Source organism: Actinomadura sp. HBU206391 (genome assembly GCF_014323665.1).
In the GTDB taxonomy this organism is placed as follows: domain Bacteria; phylum Actinomycetota; class Actinomycetes; order Streptosporangiales; family Streptosporangiaceae; genus Actinomadura_C.
This window is the reverse complement of the sequence record NZ_JABVEB010000123.1, coordinates 1-16,661: the sequence shown is the minus strand read 5'-3', so window position 1 is coordinate 16,661 and position 16,661 is coordinate 1. Positions and strand designations below refer to the sequence as shown.

The 16,661-nt window shown below is 69.8% G+C and carries 18 protein-coding genes; 9 read left to right on the top strand and 9 right to left on the bottom strand.

What is annotated here, in order from left to right; translation table 11 throughout:
- From HKK72_RS26255 to HKK72_RS41380, 4 genes are all read left to right on the top strand, one after another.
- Positions 1–784: hypothetical protein (locus tag HKK72_RS26255; RefSeq protein ID WP_222721146.1), on the top strand; the 784-nt coding region annotated here is incomplete at its 5' end.
- 113 nt (positions 785–897) lie between these two features.
- Entirely contained in the window at positions 898–1,353 is a 456-nt protein-coding gene (locus HKK72_RS41390) for an alcohol dehydrogenase catalytic domain-containing protein (protein ID WP_261987213.1), read from the top strand.
- A gap of 51 nt (positions 1,354–1,404) precedes the next feature.
- Positions 1,405–1,770, top strand: a complete 366-nt coding sequence (locus HKK72_RS41385; RefSeq protein WP_315987457.1) for a zinc-binding dehydrogenase — start codon at positions 1,405–1,407, stop codon at positions 1,768–1,770.
- Positions 1,770–1,907 carry a zinc-binding dehydrogenase gene (locus tag HKK72_RS41380; RefSeq protein WP_261987212.1) on the top strand — a complete coding sequence of 46 codons (138 nt, stop codon included), beginning with the start codon at positions 1,770–1,772 and terminating at the stop codon, positions 1,905–1,907. The genes HKK72_RS41385 and HKK72_RS41380 overlap by 1 nt, the downstream gene beginning before the upstream one ends.
- A 60-nt stretch (positions 1,908–1,967) precedes the next feature.
- Here HKK72_RS41380 and HKK72_RS26245 read toward each other — a convergent pair whose 3' ends face one another.
- Positions 1,968–2,630: a M15 family metallopeptidase gene (locus HKK72_RS26245; protein WP_261987211.1), complete on the bottom strand. Its 663-nt coding sequence runs from the start codon at positions 2,628–2,630 to the stop codon at positions 1,968–1,970.
- A 374-nt stretch (positions 2,631–3,004) separates the two neighbouring features.
- Between HKK72_RS26245 and HKK72_RS26240 the strand changes: the two genes are divergently transcribed.
- The 4 genes from HKK72_RS26240 to HKK72_RS26225 all read left to right on the top strand — a co-directional run bounded on the left by HKK72_RS26240 (position 3,005) and on the right by HKK72_RS26225 (position 7,215).
- Entirely contained in the window at positions 3,005–4,675 is a 1,671-nt protein-coding gene (locus HKK72_RS26240; RefSeq protein WP_187237095.1) for a HEAT repeat domain-containing protein, read from the top strand.
- Positions 4,676–4,730: 55 nt separating this feature from the next.
- The gene (locus tag HKK72_RS26235) at positions 4,731–5,375 is read left to right on the top strand and encodes a TetR/AcrR family transcriptional regulator (RefSeq protein ID WP_187237094.1); all 645 of its coding nucleotides are present in this window, start codon (positions 4,731–4,733) and stop codon (positions 5,373–5,375) included.
- A gap of 354 nt (positions 5,376–5,729) precedes the next feature.
- Positions 5,730–6,578, top strand: a complete 849-nt coding sequence (locus HKK72_RS26230) for a GNAT family N-acetyltransferase (RefSeq protein WP_187237093.1) — start codon at positions 5,730–5,732, stop codon at positions 6,576–6,578.
- 118 nt (positions 6,579–6,696) lie between these two features.
- On the top strand, positions 6,697–7,215 hold the full coding sequence (locus tag HKK72_RS26225) for a substrate-binding domain-containing protein (protein WP_187237092.1): 519 nt from the start codon (positions 6,697–6,699) through the stop codon (positions 7,213–7,215).
- Between the two features lie 48 nt (positions 7,216–7,263).
- On the opposite strand, the gene trpD is transcribed toward HKK72_RS26225, so the two are convergent.
- Together trpD and HKK72_RS26215 are read right to left on the bottom strand one after the other, a co-directional pair.
- Entirely contained in the window at positions 7,264–8,376 is a 1,113-nt protein-coding gene (gene trpD / locus HKK72_RS26220) for an anthranilate phosphoribosyltransferase (RefSeq protein ID WP_187237101.1), read from the bottom strand.
- A gap of 347 nt (positions 8,377–8,723) precedes the next feature.
- A complete protein-coding gene (locus tag HKK72_RS26215; RefSeq protein ID WP_261987210.1) occupies positions 8,724–9,323 on the bottom strand; it encodes a TetR/AcrR family transcriptional regulator in 600 nt (199 codons plus the stop codon).
- Between the two features lie 84 nt (positions 9,324–9,407).
- Here HKK72_RS26215 and HKK72_RS26210 point away from each other — a divergent pair, with 84 nt between their 5' ends.
- Positions 9,408–10,283: an NAD(P)H-binding protein gene (locus HKK72_RS26210; RefSeq protein ID WP_315987455.1), complete on the top strand. Its 876-nt coding sequence runs from the start codon at positions 9,408–9,410 to the stop codon at positions 10,281–10,283.
- A 140-nt stretch (positions 10,284–10,423) separates the two neighbouring features.
- Here the strand turns inward: HKK72_RS26210 and ligD are convergent, their stop codons facing one another.
- The 6 genes from ligD to HKK72_RS26180 all read right to left on the bottom strand — a co-directional run bounded on the left by ligD (position 10,424) and on the right by HKK72_RS26180 (position 16,632).
- Positions 10,424–11,386 (bottom strand): non-homologous end-joining DNA ligase, encoded by a 963-nt coding sequence (ligD, locus tag HKK72_RS26205; protein ID WP_222721145.1) that lies wholly within the window; start codon positions 11,384–11,386, stop codon positions 10,424–10,426.
- A 70-nt stretch (positions 11,387–11,456) separates the two neighbouring features.
- Positions 11,457–11,879, bottom strand: a complete 423-nt coding sequence (locus HKK72_RS41375; protein ID WP_261987209.1) for an alpha/beta fold hydrolase — start codon at positions 11,877–11,879, stop codon at positions 11,457–11,459.
- A 369-nt stretch (positions 11,880–12,248) separates the two neighbouring features.
- Positions 12,249–12,542 carry an SRPBCC domain-containing protein gene (locus HKK72_RS42860; RefSeq protein WP_410050342.1) on the bottom strand — a complete coding sequence of 98 codons (294 nt, stop codon included), beginning with the start codon at positions 12,540–12,542 and terminating at the stop codon, positions 12,249–12,251.
- Between the two features lie 571 nt (positions 12,543–13,113).
- Entirely contained in the window at positions 13,114–14,688 is a 1,575-nt protein-coding gene (locus tag HKK72_RS26190; protein WP_261987207.1) for an amidohydrolase family protein, read from the bottom strand.
- Between the two features lie 149 nt (positions 14,689–14,837).
- Positions 14,838–14,990 (bottom strand): hypothetical protein, encoded by a 153-nt coding sequence (locus tag HKK72_RS26185; RefSeq protein ID WP_187237090.1) that lies wholly within the window; start codon positions 14,988–14,990, stop codon positions 14,838–14,840.
- Positions 14,991–14,997: 7 nt separating this feature from the next.
- Complete coding sequence (locus HKK72_RS26180) at positions 14,998–16,632, bottom strand: tannase/feruloyl esterase family alpha/beta hydrolase (RefSeq protein ID WP_222721144.1); 1,635 nt, start codon at positions 16,630–16,632, stop codon at positions 14,998–15,000.
- Positions 16,633–16,661 lie beyond the last annotated feature (29 nt).

The following is a 16,661-nucleotide window of genomic DNA, read 5'->3' as shown; positions in this document are numbered from 1 at the left end:
ACAGGCCGCCGGGAGCGGTGGGGCCGCCCCCGGTACCTCGGCCGGCGTCGTCGGCCGGGCCGCCCGGCGCGGGCGCGGCACCGCGGCCGCCCCGGGAGGCGGCCGGCCGATGTCGCCGGTCGACCGGGAACGGCTGGTCGCCGCGGTACAGGGCTCGATGGCCGAGGCGCGCAACGAGCAGATGCGAGTGCGGAGCTTCCGCAACCTCCTGCTGATCTTCGCCGGCGTGCTCGTCGTACTGGCCACCGGTGCCTGCGTCATCGGGGTGACGGTGCCGGAGAAACTGCCGGTGTGCTTCCAGCCGGTGCAGGTCGCACAGACCCAGGATCAGGCGCAGACGCGGCGGATCGTCTGCCCCACGCAGGAGTCCGAACTGGTGGCGCAGGCGGACGTCGACAAGGTGGTCGCCGCCACGGTCGACGAATGGGACGTCCCGCTGATCGAGTTCCTCGGCCTCCTCGCCGCGGCCGTCGCCACCGCCACGGCGCTCCGCAAGGTTCGCGGCACGAGCACGCCCTACAGCCTGCCCGCCGCGCTCGCGCTGCTGAAACTGCCGCTCGGGGCGCTGACCGCGCTGCTCGGCCTGATGCTGATGCGCGGCAACTTCGTCCCCGGGCTGAGCGCACTCGACAACTCGGCCCAGATCATCGGCTGGGCCGTGGTCTTCGGATACGCACAGCAGGCGTTCACACAGGTCGTCGACCGCAAAGCACAGGACCTGCTGGAGGACGTCGGCGGCGCCGAACAGCGAGAGAAGCCGACAGCCGTCTCACCGCAACGGTAGTGAACCGGCATCCGGCGGGTGCGGCGACGGACCGCACCGGCGATCGATCGTACGACCTGGCCCAACACGCGCTGCACGCCCTGGGGAGCCGGGCTCTGGGTTACAGCCAGTAGTTGTTCGATCCGAGCGACGGCGCCGGTGACGAGGAGGCGTCGGCCGCACTCGAGAGCATGGCCGACCAACTCCCCCACCTCGTCGGCATGCTGAGCGAGGTCGCCCACGACGACCCCGACTCCACGCTGGGTTGGTGCGTCCAGCCCTATGACTGGCACCACATGCGCGGCCAGCCGAACGTCGCGCGCCTGATGCCCGGCGGTCCGGGGTTTCGCAACCCGAGGCTGCGCATCTTGGGCGCCGACATGGCGGGACAGGTCGAGGCGGTCGGCGAGGACGTCACGGGGTTCCGCCCCGGCGACGAGGTGTTCGCGCAGCTGGAACACGGTGCCTTCGCCGAGTACGTATGCGTCCGAGAGGGCGAACTGGCGCCGAAGCCGAAGAACCTGTCGTTCGAGCAGGCGGCGGCGGTGCCCATGGCGGCCAACACCGCCCTGCTGGGCCTGCGCGACTAAGGACGAATCCAGCCGGGGCAGAAGGTCCTCGTCAACGGGGCTTCGGGCGGTGTGGGCACGTTCGCCGTGCAGATCGCCCGGGCGTTCGGCGCGGAGGTCACCGGCGTCTGTAGCACGCGGAACGTGGACCTGGTCCGATCGATCGGCGCAGCCGAGGTCATCGACTACACTACGGCGGACTTCACGCGGAACGGGGAGCGCTACGACCTTGTGCTCGACATCGCGGGAAGCCGCTCGGGATCGGCGTGCCGGCGGGTGTTGACGCCCACGGGGACCTACGTCGCCGTCGGCGGACAGGCCGGCCGATGGCTGGAACCCGCCGGCCACATATTCCGCTCGCTCGCGGCGTCGCCGTTCGTGTCGCAGAGAATGGTCATGGCCGATGTGGTCCGGTGCAAAGAGAAAAGAAGAACCTGATGACGCTGACCGAGCTCATCCAGGACGGCAAGATCACTCCGATCATCGACCGGAGTTTTCCATTCGAGGAGATCCCGGCTGCTGTCGAATATCAGGAAGAGGGCCACGCCCCGGGAAAGGTCGTCATCACGGTCTGAAGATTGCTACCACTCCAGAGCAGGACGCCGCGCATCACTGGTCTGGAAGAACGCACCGGGTCATCCGCTGCTCGCGTCGGGGCGCATTTCGGGGCAGACACCTCCTGGCGTCGTGGCGAGTTCGAAGTGCCACATCTCATTCGCGTAGGTCTGGCATAGTCCATAGTCGGTTCCATGCTGGCTCAGCCAGCTGTCGGCATCGGTCGGACCGATGTCCACCGCATCGCCGGTGACATGGTGCGACCGTTCGGGGGTGTCGACGTAATGGCGGGCCTCTCGCTCGCTGCCGTACTTGTGGATCGCTTCGTCGAGCAACTGTCGCTGGAACGCCTTGCTCCGCCAGCCGGTCGTCACGAACATCTCGATGCCGTCGTCGGCCGCGTCGTCCGCCGCCTGCTGCACGGCGCCCAGGAGCTTCGGGTCCAGCTTCGCGATCGCCGGCGGCCCGGTGTCGTGGGGAGAAAGACGCCCGCCATCCGGTACAAATCCGTCCCGCACTCCGACGGTATGGCGGGTGCTCCACCACGGCCTGGAGGAACCTGACCCGTCGGCAGGTGCGGCGGTGTCCATCCATCGAGGACCGAAGGCGAATGCCGCCAAGCCGAGGCAGGCGATGACGGCGATCGCCGATACGGCGATGCGCAGGCGTTCGGGCCGCTTCCAGCGGTCGACGCGCGAGTGGGGCCGGATCGGGGTGGGTCGCGTACCGGGTTCTTCGAGCATGAGGCCACCATGCGCGGCGCAGGCGTCCACGCTGTCGCCGTCACGTATCCGCGACCGCTTGATGGTTCATCGGCTGTGTATCAGCCCTCGGCCGCGAACCCCAGACTCAGGCGTCCTCGGGAGCAGCGTTTCATCATTCACCCTCCGTGAATCCTGGCGCTCGCCAAGCCTCTCGGCGGCACGCTGAATCACGGCGCTGTCGTTTCCTGTCGTCGGTCTGTCGCGCAGGATCGGGCGGCATCTCCGAATTGGCCGGGCTCCGGCTCAGGCGCCGCCGTCGCATCCGCCGGCCCCGGCATCACGGCGAAGCTCGGAGGGCGCCTGACGATCTCTGCCATTGTGGGGTGATGCTCGAACGATATCGGCGTCGGAAAGTGGACGCTTTGGAACGCGCCGGCGATGTGGCCGGGCTGGCGGAGCTGCTGCACCATGACCGGCCCGCGACGGTGAGCGAGGCCGCCGGGGCGCTGAGCAGGATCGGTGGCCGAGGCGCTGTCGAGGCGCTGCTGGCCGCGCTCGAGGGCTCTGACGCCGGAACCAGCCGCCAGATCGTGCGCAGGGTGGGCGAGATCGGGGATCCGGCCGCCACCGACCGGCTCGCCGGCCTGCTCTACGACACGGCGGACGACGGGGGCGGCCGGGTCGGGCAGGACGCCGCCAAGGCGCTCGGCCGGATCGGCGGTCCGGCGGCCGTCGGCGCGCTCGTCGATGCGCTGCTGGACGAGGGCTTCCCGGGACGTCGCGCGGCGCTGAGGGACGCACTGAGGACCATCATGCGGTCCCGCCGCTCCACGACCGTCCGCCCGACACGATTGACGCGTGACGCCGGAGGGCAGGCCCGGCAGCTCGTGTGGGCCGGTGATTTCGGTACCGCGAGGGCCCTGCTCAGCGAGATCGCCGACGGCGCCGCTTCGGTGGGGGCCGCATCCGACATGACCTGGGGCGGGGCGGCCTATGCCAAGGCCTCCGCCGAGAGCGCGGCGGCCACGGTGTATCGCCTCGAGATGATGACCGGGCACTCCCTCGATACGCCGGGCGCGCCGTCCCTCGGCACCGCCTTCGAGGAGCAGGCGCTGGTCGGCACGTTCGCCACGCTGGAAGGGTTTCTGGCCAACCTGCCCGAGGACATGGAGGCCACCTCGCATCCGCCGGCCGGCCTGCCTGACGACGAGCCGATCGCCGAGGCGTTGATCCGGGTGCTGCGCAGTGACGACGCCGATCGTCTCTGGGCCGTCGACGCGCTGCGCGATCTCGGCGGCCCTGAGGCGGTCGCGGCCCTTGGCGAATGCCTGGACGACGAGGACGCCATGGTCCGCCGAGCCGCGCTCATGGCCCTGAACGGCATGGACGCTCCGGCTTCGGTCGCCGCCCTCGGAAAGTGCCTGGACGACGAGAGCTGGCCGATCCGGCTGGCCGCGGTCGCCGCCCTTCGCAAGGTGAGCGGCTCAGAGGCGATCGCGGCGCTGCGCGAAATGCTGGACGACGAGAGCCACGAGGTACGCAAGGCCGCGCTCGCCGTGGCGGCCCGAATGGACGGCGAGGTGCTCAGCCGGGGAGTGAACGACCCGCATGAAGAGGTCCGCTGGCGTGCCGCGCTGGTGGCCGCGGATCTCGACGACCCCCGGTGGGCGGATGCGCTTGCGCCGCTGCTCACCGAGCCGTTCCGTCCCGCGCGAGCGTGGGCGGCCGGAACGCTACGCCGGTGGTCGTGGGCAGGTGACGACCCCGTCCAGCTCGCCATCGCGGCCTGCGCGTGGGACGAGGTGGTCGAGGCAGGGGTCGCGGCGGCCGGGCCGTTGATGCGCATGCTCGACGAGATCTACGCCGAGAACGAGCCGGACAAGGAAGAGGCCATGCAGGCCCTTGAACGGCTCGTGGCCGCACACGGCCGTGAGATACCCGATGAGGTGCTGCACGCGGGTGCGGAGTTCGACGACTTCGCGGGCGCGTGGACGAGCATGGCGGATTCCGACGATTACGCGCCTCTCGTCGACGCCTCCGAGCTGAGGCGGCTCTGCCGGGAGGCACTCCAGAGCGAGCGATAGCCGCGTGCGACGGCATGTTGCATGCCCTGTATAGAACGTTCCGTATAGTCTAGGCATGCCACACGAGACCGAACCCTCGACGTCCCCCGCCCGTAACCGGATCCTGGACGCCGCCGACCGGCTGTTCTACCTCAACGGCATCAATGCCACCGGCATCGATGCCGTGATCGATTCCGCCCAGGTGGCGCGCATGACGTTCTACAAGCACTTCGGCGGCAAGGAGGGACTGATCCTGGCCTATCTCGACGGCCGGGACGTCCGTTGGCGCGCCACCCTCGAGCGAGCCCTCGAGGCGGCGGGCGACGACCCCTCCGCCAGGCTGCTGGCGGTCTTCGACGCGCTGCGGACCTGGGCGACGTCGGAGTCGCGGTTCCGGGGCTGCTCGTTCGCCAACGCCATGGCCGAGCTGGCCGATCCGGGCCACCCCGCACGTGAGCTGGTCACCTCGCGCAAGAAGGCGCTGCGCGACCGGATGCTCGGCCTCGCCCGGGCGACCGGTGCGGCCGACCCCGTGCTGCTCGTCGACCGGCTCCTGTTCGTCTACGAAGGCGTCATCGCCAACCACGCGCTGGGCAACGTCACCGACGCCATGGACAAGGCACATGCCACCGCCCGGCTGCTCATCGACGACGCGACCCTCAGTGCCGACGGAGACGGCGAACCGGCCGCGCCGGGCCTCCCACTCCCGGATTCGGCATAGCGCCTTCACCACCGTGGTCACCCCCCACGGGAGCCGGCAAGGATCCGTCGGCGGGGGGTGCCGGCGGGCCGGCTACCCCTGGCCTGCGCGTCCTCGAGAAGGGCCAGGGGCGACCCCGGCGGAGGTGGGCGCGGGCACCCCCACACCTTCACCACCGCGGAGGACGGGAAGCGCGTCTGAACGATCCGGCCTGTCGTGGCTTTCGGCCGCATGCGTGCCACCACGTCGACCGTTCCTGACGCACACCGCGTGAACGGCTGCACCGTCTGTTCAGGCGATTACCCGATCGGATCCGAATTGATCATATTCTCCGACTTCTCTGCGCGCCTTTCTGGATGGAGGGCACTATGAGGCATGAGCTGGGTTATTACGGGCGATATCGCGGAATATGACGAGGCTGCCGGCGGCTTTCTGAGATCGCGGCCGGTCGAGAACACCGTGCTGGTCACGGTGTTGGAATCGCTGCGCGCCCGGGGGCTGACCGCGTACGGAGACGCTCCCGCGGTGCTCGGTGCCTGGTTGCCCGCGGCGGGCTGCGTCGCCGGCGCGTTCGTGTACACCCCACCCTTCCCACTGCTGCTCAGCGTGATGCCGGAACAGGCCGTGGTCGAACTGCCGGAGGCACTGACCGCAGACGGGCGACGACCGCAGGGGGTGACGGCCCGTCGCGAGATCGCCGAGACCTTCGCCACCCGCTGGTGCGCGGTGACCGGCGTCGACTTCGAAGTCTGGGAGCGCCGGCGGCTCTACCGGCTCGGGAAGGTGCGGCCGTCGGCTTCATCCGGTCGCGCCCGTCCGGCCGAGCCCGCCGACCGCGACCTGCTGCTCGCCTGGTATCACGCCGCCGAGCGGGAGATACGCGAGCGTCCCGGTGACCATGGCGCGGCGGTCGACGACCGGATCGGGTACGGCGGAGTCACCCTTTGGGAGAAGGACGGCGTCCCGGTCTCCCTCGCCGGCCGGACCCGGATGGTCGCCGGAATGGTGCGAATCGCGCCCGTCTATACCCCGCCCGAGCACCGGTTCCACGGATACGGCGCCGCGGTGACCGCCGCGGTGAGCCAGGCTGCCGTCGACGCCGGGGCAAAGGAGGTCGTGGTCTTCGCCGACCTGGCCAACCCGGGCAGCAACACCATCCAGCAGCGGATCGGCTACCAGCCTCTGGACGACTACCTCGTCATCTCGTTCAGGCCCCCCGTCTGAGGTGACCGCGCACCCGACCGCTTGGCGCGTCAGGACTTGTCGGCCACGGCCCGGGATCGCCATCGGGCCACCCGGTGCGCTGTTCTATGTTGACCTGGACTTCGAGGACGCCGCCCGCATGGCGGTGCGGTATCTCGCCGGGCATGGCCGGCGGCGCCTCGCTCCGGCGGCCTCTCCCACACTGCGGGACCACCACGGCAAGAGCTACGCCGTACGCACCCGCACGGGGTTCACCACGGCCGCGAAGTCGCTGGGCCTGGCCCACTCCGTTCAGCCGTGCCGACCGACGTGGGACGGCGTGCGCGCCTGGCTGGACCTGCTGGAGCGCGAGCGGCCCGACGCGAGGGGGATCGTCGTGCAGAACGAGGCCGCGCTGCCGCTCCTGTTGGCCACGCTGCGGCAACGCAACCGGCGAGTGCCCGAGGACGTCTCTGTGGTCGCGATCTGTCCGAGGGCCATCGCGGAACAGCAGGAACCGCCGCTGACCTTCATCGACATCCCCGCGACCGCCCTCGGATCGGCCGCCACCGAGGCCCTCCTGCGGTTGCTCGGCAACGAGGACGTCCCCGCCGTTCGGCTCCTTCCAGCCCGACTTGAAGAAGGCGCGAGCTGCTCCGATCTCCTCGCCCCGGCCTGAGGCGTGACGTTCGGCAGGTCGCATGACCGCCCAGCCTGCCGCGGGTCCTCAGGTTCGTGCAGATCGATCGACGTGGGCCATGTCGTGGGCGGCGGTGACCCACCGGCTCAGCGTCGCGTTCGCCGCTCCGGTATCGACGGCTTCGGCACATCGCCCCATCCCCGCGAGAAGCTGCTCGGCGAGGGAGGCCACCGAAGGCGCGACCGACACCAGGGCGGCCGCGGCGTTGAGTAGCACCACGTCTCGGATGGGTCCGCGCTCACCGTCGAGCAGTGCCCGGACCACGCGGGCGTTGTCGGCCGCACCGCCGCCCCGCAGCGCAGACGGCTCGGCGCGCGGAATACCGAGGTCGCGAGGGTCGAGCACGACCTCGGTCGCGATGCCTTCGCCCACCACCCAGACCTGCGACGTCGTCACCGTGGTGAGCTTGTCGAGCCCATCCGCACCCCGGACGACCAGGGCCGAGAGCCCGCGTGCCGCCAGGACGTCGGCGATCACCGGCATCATCCGCGCATCGGCCACGCCGACGACCTGATGCCTGGGGCCGGCTGGATTGACCAACGGCCCCAGGATGTTGAAGGCGGTCGGTACCGCCAGTTCCCGGCGCACCGCGGCGACGTGGCGTAGCCCGGGGTTGAAGGTCGGCGCGAACAAGAACGTGATCCCGGCCTCGGCCGCTACCCGCACGGCCTGGTCCGGGGCCAGTTCCAGGGGGATGCCGAGGTGTTCGATCACGTCGGCGGCACCACAAGAGGACGATGAGGCGGCCCGGCCGCCGTGCTTGACCACGGTGACCCCGGCCGCGGCCGCGACGATGGCGGCCATGGTGGAGATGTTGACCGCGCCGGTGCGGTCGCCGCCGGTGCCGACGATGTCGACGGTCGTCCCCGGGATCGTGACCTTCGTTGCGTGCTCATGGAGAGCGTTCACGAGGCCACAGACCTCGGCCGCGGTCTCGCCCTTGGCCCGAAGCGCGGTCAGGAAACCAGCGATCTGGGCGGATGTCGCCTTGCCACCGACCACCTGGCCCATCGCCCACGCCGTGTCCGCGCCGGTCAGGTCCTGGCGGTCGAGCAGCGTGGCGAGGATCCCGGCCCACGAACGGGTGACGGGGCCGGGGCTGCGCGGGTCGGTCAGAGAAGGGTGGCCGCTGGGCGGCATGGTCGATGTCACGGGCGATCCTCGGTCGGATGGGCCTACCCGATGAGGCTGCGGGTGTCTCGACACGACTACGGCCGCCTCATCGAGGCGGCCGGTGGGTTCGCGCAGGAGCAGGGGGCCGCCTAACAGGCAGGCCACCAACCGTTCGAACGCGTGATCACGAACGTGACCCTAACAGAGCACACGCGCCGGATGGTGTCGGGCAAGGTCATCGGGGCCGGTGAGAACTGCGACCGGCCGCCCACGCTGCGCGCCTACAACGGCCGACCGCCTGGTCCACCTGCTCCTCCAGGGTCTGCCCATTCCACGCCGTGACGTCCTCGTGTTCCCGCCGACGTGAGGTCACCTCACGGCCGGCCCAGCGAGTCGATCCAGCGTTCCAACCGGTCGCCCTCGCGGGTCATGAGCTCGGGGTCGCGGAAGGTGTTGGTGAGCAGCGAGATCCCTTGGTAGGCGGCGATCAGGGCGACCGCGAGATCGCGCGAGTCGGTCCGGCCCATCGAACGGAACTGTTGCTCACTCCAGTCGATCAGGCCCTGCATGACCTCGGCCGCGGTGCGGTCGAGACCATCGGCGCGTTTGTCGAGTTCCGAGCTCAGGGTGCCGAAGGGGCAGCCGAACCGGGCGGCGAGGTCGCGCTGGCCCACCCAACCGCCTATGAGGGTCTTCAGCCGGTCCTGAGGAGTGGGGAGCTCGTCGAGTGAAGCGATCATTGCCCGGAGGCGCTGCGCGTGCGCGCCGATGGCCGCCTCGACGAGGTCGTCCTTGGTCTTGAAGTAGTAGTAGACGTTGCCCACGGGGATGCCGGCCGCCCGCGCGATGTCGGCGAGCGTCGTCTTCTCGACACCCTGCTCATGCAGCATCTGCACTGCGGCGTCCGTCAGCCGCTCCCGCTTGCCCCGCTTCATAACGACCGTGCCGTGATCACTTCTCATCGAGTCAGTCATCTGACTGACTATAGACAAGCCGCAGGTCGCTTGGCTATGTTCGTACTCAGTCAGCCAACTAACTCAGTCGGGACAACTCCTGACATGAGCGGCCACAACCGATGGGACAAGTTCATGATCGTAGTGACCGGAGCGACCGGCAATGTCGGCCGACCACTCGTACAGGCACTCGCGGCGGCCGGTGAGCGGGTGACGGCGGTATCGCGAGGAGTCTCGGGAGTGGCCGTGCCGGAGGGCGTCCGGCACCGGCAGGGAGACCTGGCCGCGCCTGAGAGTCTTCGGCCCGTACTCAACGGCGCCGACGTGGTGTTCCTCCATGACGGCGGTGCCGGTGCGCACCTGGTGAACCCATGGGGCATCCTCGACGTCGCCAAGGCCGGCGGCGTTCGACGGGTCGTCCTGCTGTCCTCCCAAGGAGTCGTGACCCGGCCGCAGTCGCCCTCCCACGGGGGCACGGGACGATCCATCGAGGACGCCATCATGCGGTCGGGGATGGACTGGACGGTTCTGCGGCCTGGCGGCTTCGACTCCAACGCCTTCGCCTGGGCCGAGACGGTCCGGGCGCAGCGCACGGCCGCCGCGCCGTTCGCCGATACCGGGCTGCCGGTCATCGACCCGGCCGACATCGGCGAGGTCGCCGCCGCGGCCATCCGCGAGGACGGTCACGCCGGGCGGGTCTACGAGCTGACCGGGCCCGTCCTCAGCACCCCACGGCAACGAGCCGAGGCGATCGGCGACGCGCTGGGCGAGCCGATCCGGTTCATCGAGCAGACCCGCGACGAAGCTCGCGCCCAGATGCTGCGGTTCATGCCCGAGCCCGTCGTCGAGACCACCCTCGACATCCTCGGCCGGCCGACCCCCGCCGAGCAGCGGATCAGCTCCGACGTCGAGCAGGTCCTCGGCCGCCCGCCGCGCACGTTCGCCGAATGGGCGATCCGCAACATCGCCGCCTTCAGATGATCCGCCCGAGGTGACGTCCCGCCGGTTCGCGCCCGTGCCCGGCACATCGGGCCACGGGGCGGACCGTCGGCGGCCTCGCCGGCCGGTGCCCTGCTCGCTGCCTTCGTCGTGATCACGTCGCCACCGATCACTCCCCCGAGCTACTGCGGCTCCTCGACATGGACCTGCTCGGGCCGCTTGTCGGGCCGCAGTCCGCGCCAGCTGGGATGCCTCAGAAGGCCGTCCCCGGTCCATTCTGTGAACGCGACCTCGCCGACGACCTCCGGCTCGACCCATTGGGCGGTGCGCGCGACGGCGGCGGGGACGGGGATGGCGAACGGGCTGCCGTCGCGTCTCAGCCGGCCCAGCATCGCGGCGAGGTCGCGGAGTGTCGCCTGGGTGAAACCCGTGCCGACGTTGCCGACGTAACGCAGGCCGTGCTCGTCGTTGACGCCGAGGATCAACGAGCCGATCATGTCGGCTCGGCGGCCTTCACCACGCGTCCACCCGGTCACGACGACCTCCTGGTGACGCACGTTCTTGACCTTGATCCAGGGTCCGCGTCTGCCGGGCACGTACCGGGAGGTCAGCGGTTTGCCCACGACGCCCTCCAAGCCCTGCTCGACACTCGCCGCAAGCACCGCCTCACCCCCGCCCCGCCACCACGGCGGCGTACGCACCGGATCACCATCCAGGTCCAGCTCCTCGAGCGCCTCACGGCGTGCCGTGTACGGCTCTTCCAGCAGCGACCGGTCGGCTCGATGGAGCAGATCGAACACGTAGTACCGGACCGGGGCCGAGGCCACCAGCAGGTCCGTCGGGCGCTGGACATGCATACGGGACTGCAACAGCCCGAAGTCGGGACGGCCGTCCGTCAAGGCGACGATCTCGCCGTCGAGGACGACCGGCTCGTCCACCATGCCGGTGAGCGCGCCGAGCTCGGGATAGGAGCGGGACATGTCCCTGTCGTTGCGCGACATCAGCCTGAGGCCGCCGTCCTCCACGTAGGCGACCGCCCGGACGCCGTCCCACTTCAGCTCCCACGCGTAGGCATCGTCGTCGGCGGGTAAATCGTGCCGGAGCGTCGCCATCATCGGTTTGATCAGGCGCGGCAGCTCGCTCATCGGACACCCCTTTTCGCAGTTTAGACAGGGTGACGCTCGGACAGGGTGCCGCGATTCAGTGGCGGCGACGTCAGGCCCCGAAGAACCCGGCCAACACGGGGGCGAGCACGTCCGGGGCCACGTCGTGCGTCTGGCCGTCGAGCGTCCGGTGCTCGGCCGTGGGCAGTGCGTCCGCGGTGGTCTTCGCCGCCTGCCGAAGGCTCTGCGGGCTCGCGCCACCGGCGAGCACCAGCGCCGGAACCGCGATCGTCGACGCCAGGTCGCGAGGCACGCTGCCGTCGCCGAGCACCTCGTCGTCGTAGGCGAGCGTCCAGGCGATCGCCTCCAACATGGCCCAGCCCGGCTGTGCCCGAATGTCGGCCACGACCTCCGCGGGAACGCCGACTCTGGTCATGAACAGCGCCACGGCGTCGCCCTTGCGGCCGGCGTCGAGCAACTCGCCCAGCCGTTCGGTGTACTCCTTGATCCGGGCGCCGTCCTCGACCTCGGCCATGAACGGGGGCTCGTAGAGCGCCGACCCGGTGACCCAGGGGCCGGCCGCCGCGGTGGCCAGGGCGAGAGCCGCACCGGAGGAGATGGCGTAGACCTACGCCCCGCCGCCGGCCCGCGGATGAGGGCCCGCAGATCCTCGACCTCGCGGGCGACCGCGTAGGACCTGGTGTCCGAGCTTTCGCCCCGGCCGCGACGGTCGTAGGTGTAAACGGTGAAGCGGTCTTGGAGCAAAGTGGCGAGTGGGCGCATCGGACCCGCCGCGCGGTGGCACATGGCGCCGTCGCCGAGGACGAGTGCCGGCCCGCCGCCGGTGTGCTCGTAGGCGATGGCGGTGCCGTCGGCCGATGTGACCACTGGCATCTCGTGCTCCTTACTCCAGCGGATGTTCTGGTCGGTGTTCCGACCGCTGCTGCTGCCGGACGTCGAGACCGGCAACGTAGGCCTCGAAGCGGTCGAGGCTGGTGCCGAACCCGGCCCTCGCCTCGGCGCTCAGATATGCGGCCGGGACGTTGGTCTGATGGGTGACCACCTTGGTGCGCCCGTCGTTCAGGTCGACGAAGGTGATCGTGGTTCGCATACCGCCTTCGACGTCGGACTCGATCCACACCAGCCGGTCCGGCCGGGAGAAAGAGAGGCAAACCCCAGGTCGGTCGACCGCTTCCATCTCTCCCGGAATTACAGGTTCACGTATTTCGTGGTGGGCATGAGCGAGAGCGCGGAGCAGTGCGTTGTCGACATCCCGCGCTGCAGCATTTGTCGGACAACCCATGGCTACAACAAAATCGTGGACGACTTCACGGGATACGGCCGCATTATCCTGATCCCGGTGTTCTTCCTTGTCGTCCTGTTCGCCGCTTTCGGCCTCGCCGACCGCTCCGAGCGCGGGTACTGAGGTCTCGCCGTCGCGGTCGCTCTCGTCGCCGCGTATCTGGGACTGCGCCGCCTGGGACGCCGGGCAGGTGCGGTGATGTCGGGAAGGTGGGTCAGGAACATGGACCATCCCGAGGTGCGTGAACTGACCGCCCGTGGCTGGTTCGGAATGAAGGTCCTCTGACCGGGCATCCCGGTTCGCCAAGAGCTCAGCGGCTCAGTGGTCGATGTCGCCGGTGCGCACAGACGACTCGCCGCCCTGCCGGCCCAGGGGCCGGTGATGGCGAGGACATGACCGGGCGTCGTCCACTGTGGACGAACAGCACCAGGAGACACCGCTGACCGTACGCTCGGAGCCGGGTGAGTCAGAACGCCCGGCCGTGGCAGCCGCACCCGGCCATGGCCGGTCTGCCTCCGGTCGGAGTCGCGCCGGGCGGGTTCGCCGCCCGCTCCACGTCGGCCAGCATCCGCTCCCGTCGGCCGGCGTCGATCAGCCGGCCGCGGGTCAGGACGGCATGGATCCTCCGCGTGTTGCGGATGTCGGCGAGCGGATCGGCGTCCAGCACCACCAGATCGGCCAGTTTGCCCCGCTGAACCGTCCCGCGTGAGTGCTCCTGTCCGAGGTAGCGGGCGGGTTCACTGGTGGCCGCCTGGAGCGCGCGCAGCGGACTGAGCCCGGCCCGGACGAGCAGGGCGAGCTCGTCGTGCAGGCTGAACCCGGGGAAGATGTAGGTGGTTCCGGTGTCGGTCCCGGCCAGGATCGGCAGACCGGCATCGTGCATGGCACCGACGAGACGCAGCCGGCGCTGGAACAACTCGCGATGCTGCGCCACCTGCTCGGGGGTCCGTTCCCGGTCGCGGGCGTCGGCCCACTGCTTCCAGAACTCGGCCTCCTCACGCACCACGTATCTCAGCCGTGGGTCGTCGGCGCCGCCGGGCAGATCCAGGCGCTGCAGCATGGTCAGCGTCGGGACCTGCCACGACCGGCTGCGGCGCAGCCGGGCGAACAGCCCGTCGGCCTTCCGGGGGTCGTAGCTGGTCGCGGCCTTCCACTCCAGCACGCCGATCTGGCGGAACCAGCTCCCATAGGCGTCGGCCGGGTCGATCGTGATCGCGGCGAGGGCCCGTTCGATCTCGTGCCGCCGAGCCGACGTCGACCACCAGACGCCGTCCAGGTGCTCGAAACTGCGCATGCCCGCGGCGGCGGCCTCGGCGATCGGGACCACGTCGGGGCAGTGCCCGCCGAACGAGAGACCCTGCCGCCGCGCCTCGTCCGCGATGCCGTGGAACGCGGCCCGGGACAGCCGGGAGTAGACCTTGACGAAGTCGGCGCCCTCGCGCTTGACCTGACGCACCGCGCGTCGCGCCTCGGTCTCGTTCGTCACCACGATCGGCGCGCCGGGACGGGGCGCCTGGTCGTTCCACAGTTCAGGAGACCCGTCGATGAGCGTTCCGGCGATCACCGACCGCGGGCCGGGCAGGGATCCGTTCTCGACCTCGTCACGCCACTCGTGGTGAAAGGGCTGTCCCCACATCTCGCGCACGGTCGTGACCCCGTTGGCCAGGTAGAGCGGCAGATTGATCTCCGCCGCGGCGCTGTGGACGTGCATGTCGCACAGCCCTGGGATCAGAAAGCGTCCGGTCAGATCGAGGGTCGTGGCGCCACGCGGGATCGGCACTTCCGCCGACCGGCCGAGCGCGGTGATGCGCTCGCCCGTGATGATCACGGTCATGTCCGGCCGAGGCCGGGCTCCGGTCGCGTCGATCACGGTGACATGGGTCAGGGCGATGGCGCGGCCGGTGCCGCCGGCGGCCGTGGCGGCTCGTACGGCCGGCATCCCGAGCATGGAACCGCCGACGAGCGCCGCCGCGCCCGCGGATGTCTTGACGAGGAACTCGCGCCGGGTCGCCGCGGAGTCGCCGCCCGCATTGATGGACATGGATGTCTCCCTCCACATTCGTTCGAGTGACACCCACGACACTGCCCCACAGCCGATCTTCGGCCAGTGGGGCAAGGACCATCTTCACGGTGGATCCAGCACCACTATCGGCGAGGCCGTCCGACGTCTCCGCGAACTCGGCCGGCCGGTCAGCCGAGGAGATGTCCGTCCGGCTCAGAGGTCACGCCCCAGGCCCGCAGCCGGGCTTCGGTATCGGCGAGCTCTTGCCAATGCTCGCCGGCCTGTCCGGGTTCGGCGAACCCGTGCCGGCCCGGTCTGTCCGAGCCGGCACGGTCGGTCATCGGCGGATCAGCCGCCGAGCCAGTGAAGATCGTCGTGGGTGGGCCGCTGTGGCGGCGCCCCGACGAAGTTGGCGGCGTCATCGATGCTTCCGCTGCCCTTGTACCGCGCCACCTGCGGATAGGCGAAGACAGGCCGGGTACGGGAGCCCACCGACGCGGTCACGCTCGTGGGCGCACTGCCCTTCTCCACCCAGTCGATCAGCGAGGTGAGCAGGTCGAAGGTGTTGGGCCCGTACCCTCCCCCGCAGTGGTAGACGCCGGGGAACATGAACAGCCGCGCGAACTTCTGGGTGTTGGCAAGGCCGCCCATCTTGTTCTGGAGCGCCTTGTAGTACCAGATGGTCCCGGTCGGAGGGATGGCCTGGTCGGCCCAGCCGTGCCACATGATGAGCTTCCCCCCGCCCCGCCGGAAGTCGTTCAGGTCGGGGTCCTTGGCGTCGTACAACTTGGCCAGCCGCTGAGACTCGGCGAAGGTCTTCCGGTCGAAGCGGATGTCCTTGAGGTTGTACGACAGGGGCGGGTTCTTCTCGAAGGCCAGGTTCTTGACCCACCCGTTGCCGATCCCCCAGGCGGTCGTCGTGTCCTGCGCCGCGGCGGGGTTGTTCGGGATCAGCCACCCGGCCCAGGCGAGCTCTGAACCGTACGCCTGGCCACCCGGGTAGAGGCGCTCATCGCGGTCGGTGACGGCACCGGAGTAGATCTTGCGCACGACGGTGATCTGAGCCTTGGTCAGGCACTCAGGAGTGTCGGCGCTCGCAGGGCAGGCGATGGTCGCCGGATCGAAGTTGCAGGCGCGTGGGTCGTCGAGCTGCCCGTCGACGAGCCCGTCGAGGCCGTCGCAGCGGTTCATCACGGCCTTGTGCAGGGCGGGCAGCTTGCTCGCGGGCAGGATGAGCTTCCCGCTGGAGTCGAAGGCGACCCGGGCGAGCCAGGGCTGGTTGAAGGTGTTGAGCTCGGTGGTGATGGAGGCGGGCGCCCCAGCGAGAATGCCGTCGAAGTCGTCGGGGTAGCGCTGTGCTTCGGTCAGCCCCTCGTGGCCGCCCTGGGAGCAGCCGTCGAAGTAGGAGAATTTCGGGCTCGCTCCGTAGAACTTCTTGATGAGTGCCTTGGCCGCGAGTGCGGTCACATGGTCGGCTCGATAGGCGAAGTCGACCCGCAGCTGCGGGTCGTAGCCGAAGTTTCCGTCCGCGCTGCCACCTGAGACATGGCCCTGGTTGTTCGAGGCCATCGCGAACGTGCCGTCGGTCACTGGGACGCAGCCCGCCGCGGCTTGGACCCTGATGTTCAGCGAGCCGCACAGCCCGCCGCATCCGGTCTGCAGGTATCTCTGACGGTAGGTAGTGGTAGGCAGCTGCACCTGGAACTGGATCTGCGGCGCGATGACGCCCTTGACATCGCAGACCTGGTAGCCGGCCGACGTGGTCGTGACCGTCGCCGAAGTGATCCCGGTGACAGCGCCGACGGACTGGGAGACGTCCGTCCTGGCAAGAGTGTCGCACGCCACCTGGGGCGGGAGAGGAGTCGGTTGGGTGGCGGCCGAAGCGACCGGAGCGACCGCGTGCGGGTCGGCCAGCACCTGGGCGGCGGGGGAAAGCAGCAGCGCCATGATCGCGACGACCGTGCCTACAGCCCGGAATCTCATGTTTCTCCTCCTCGCACGAGCGCTGCTCG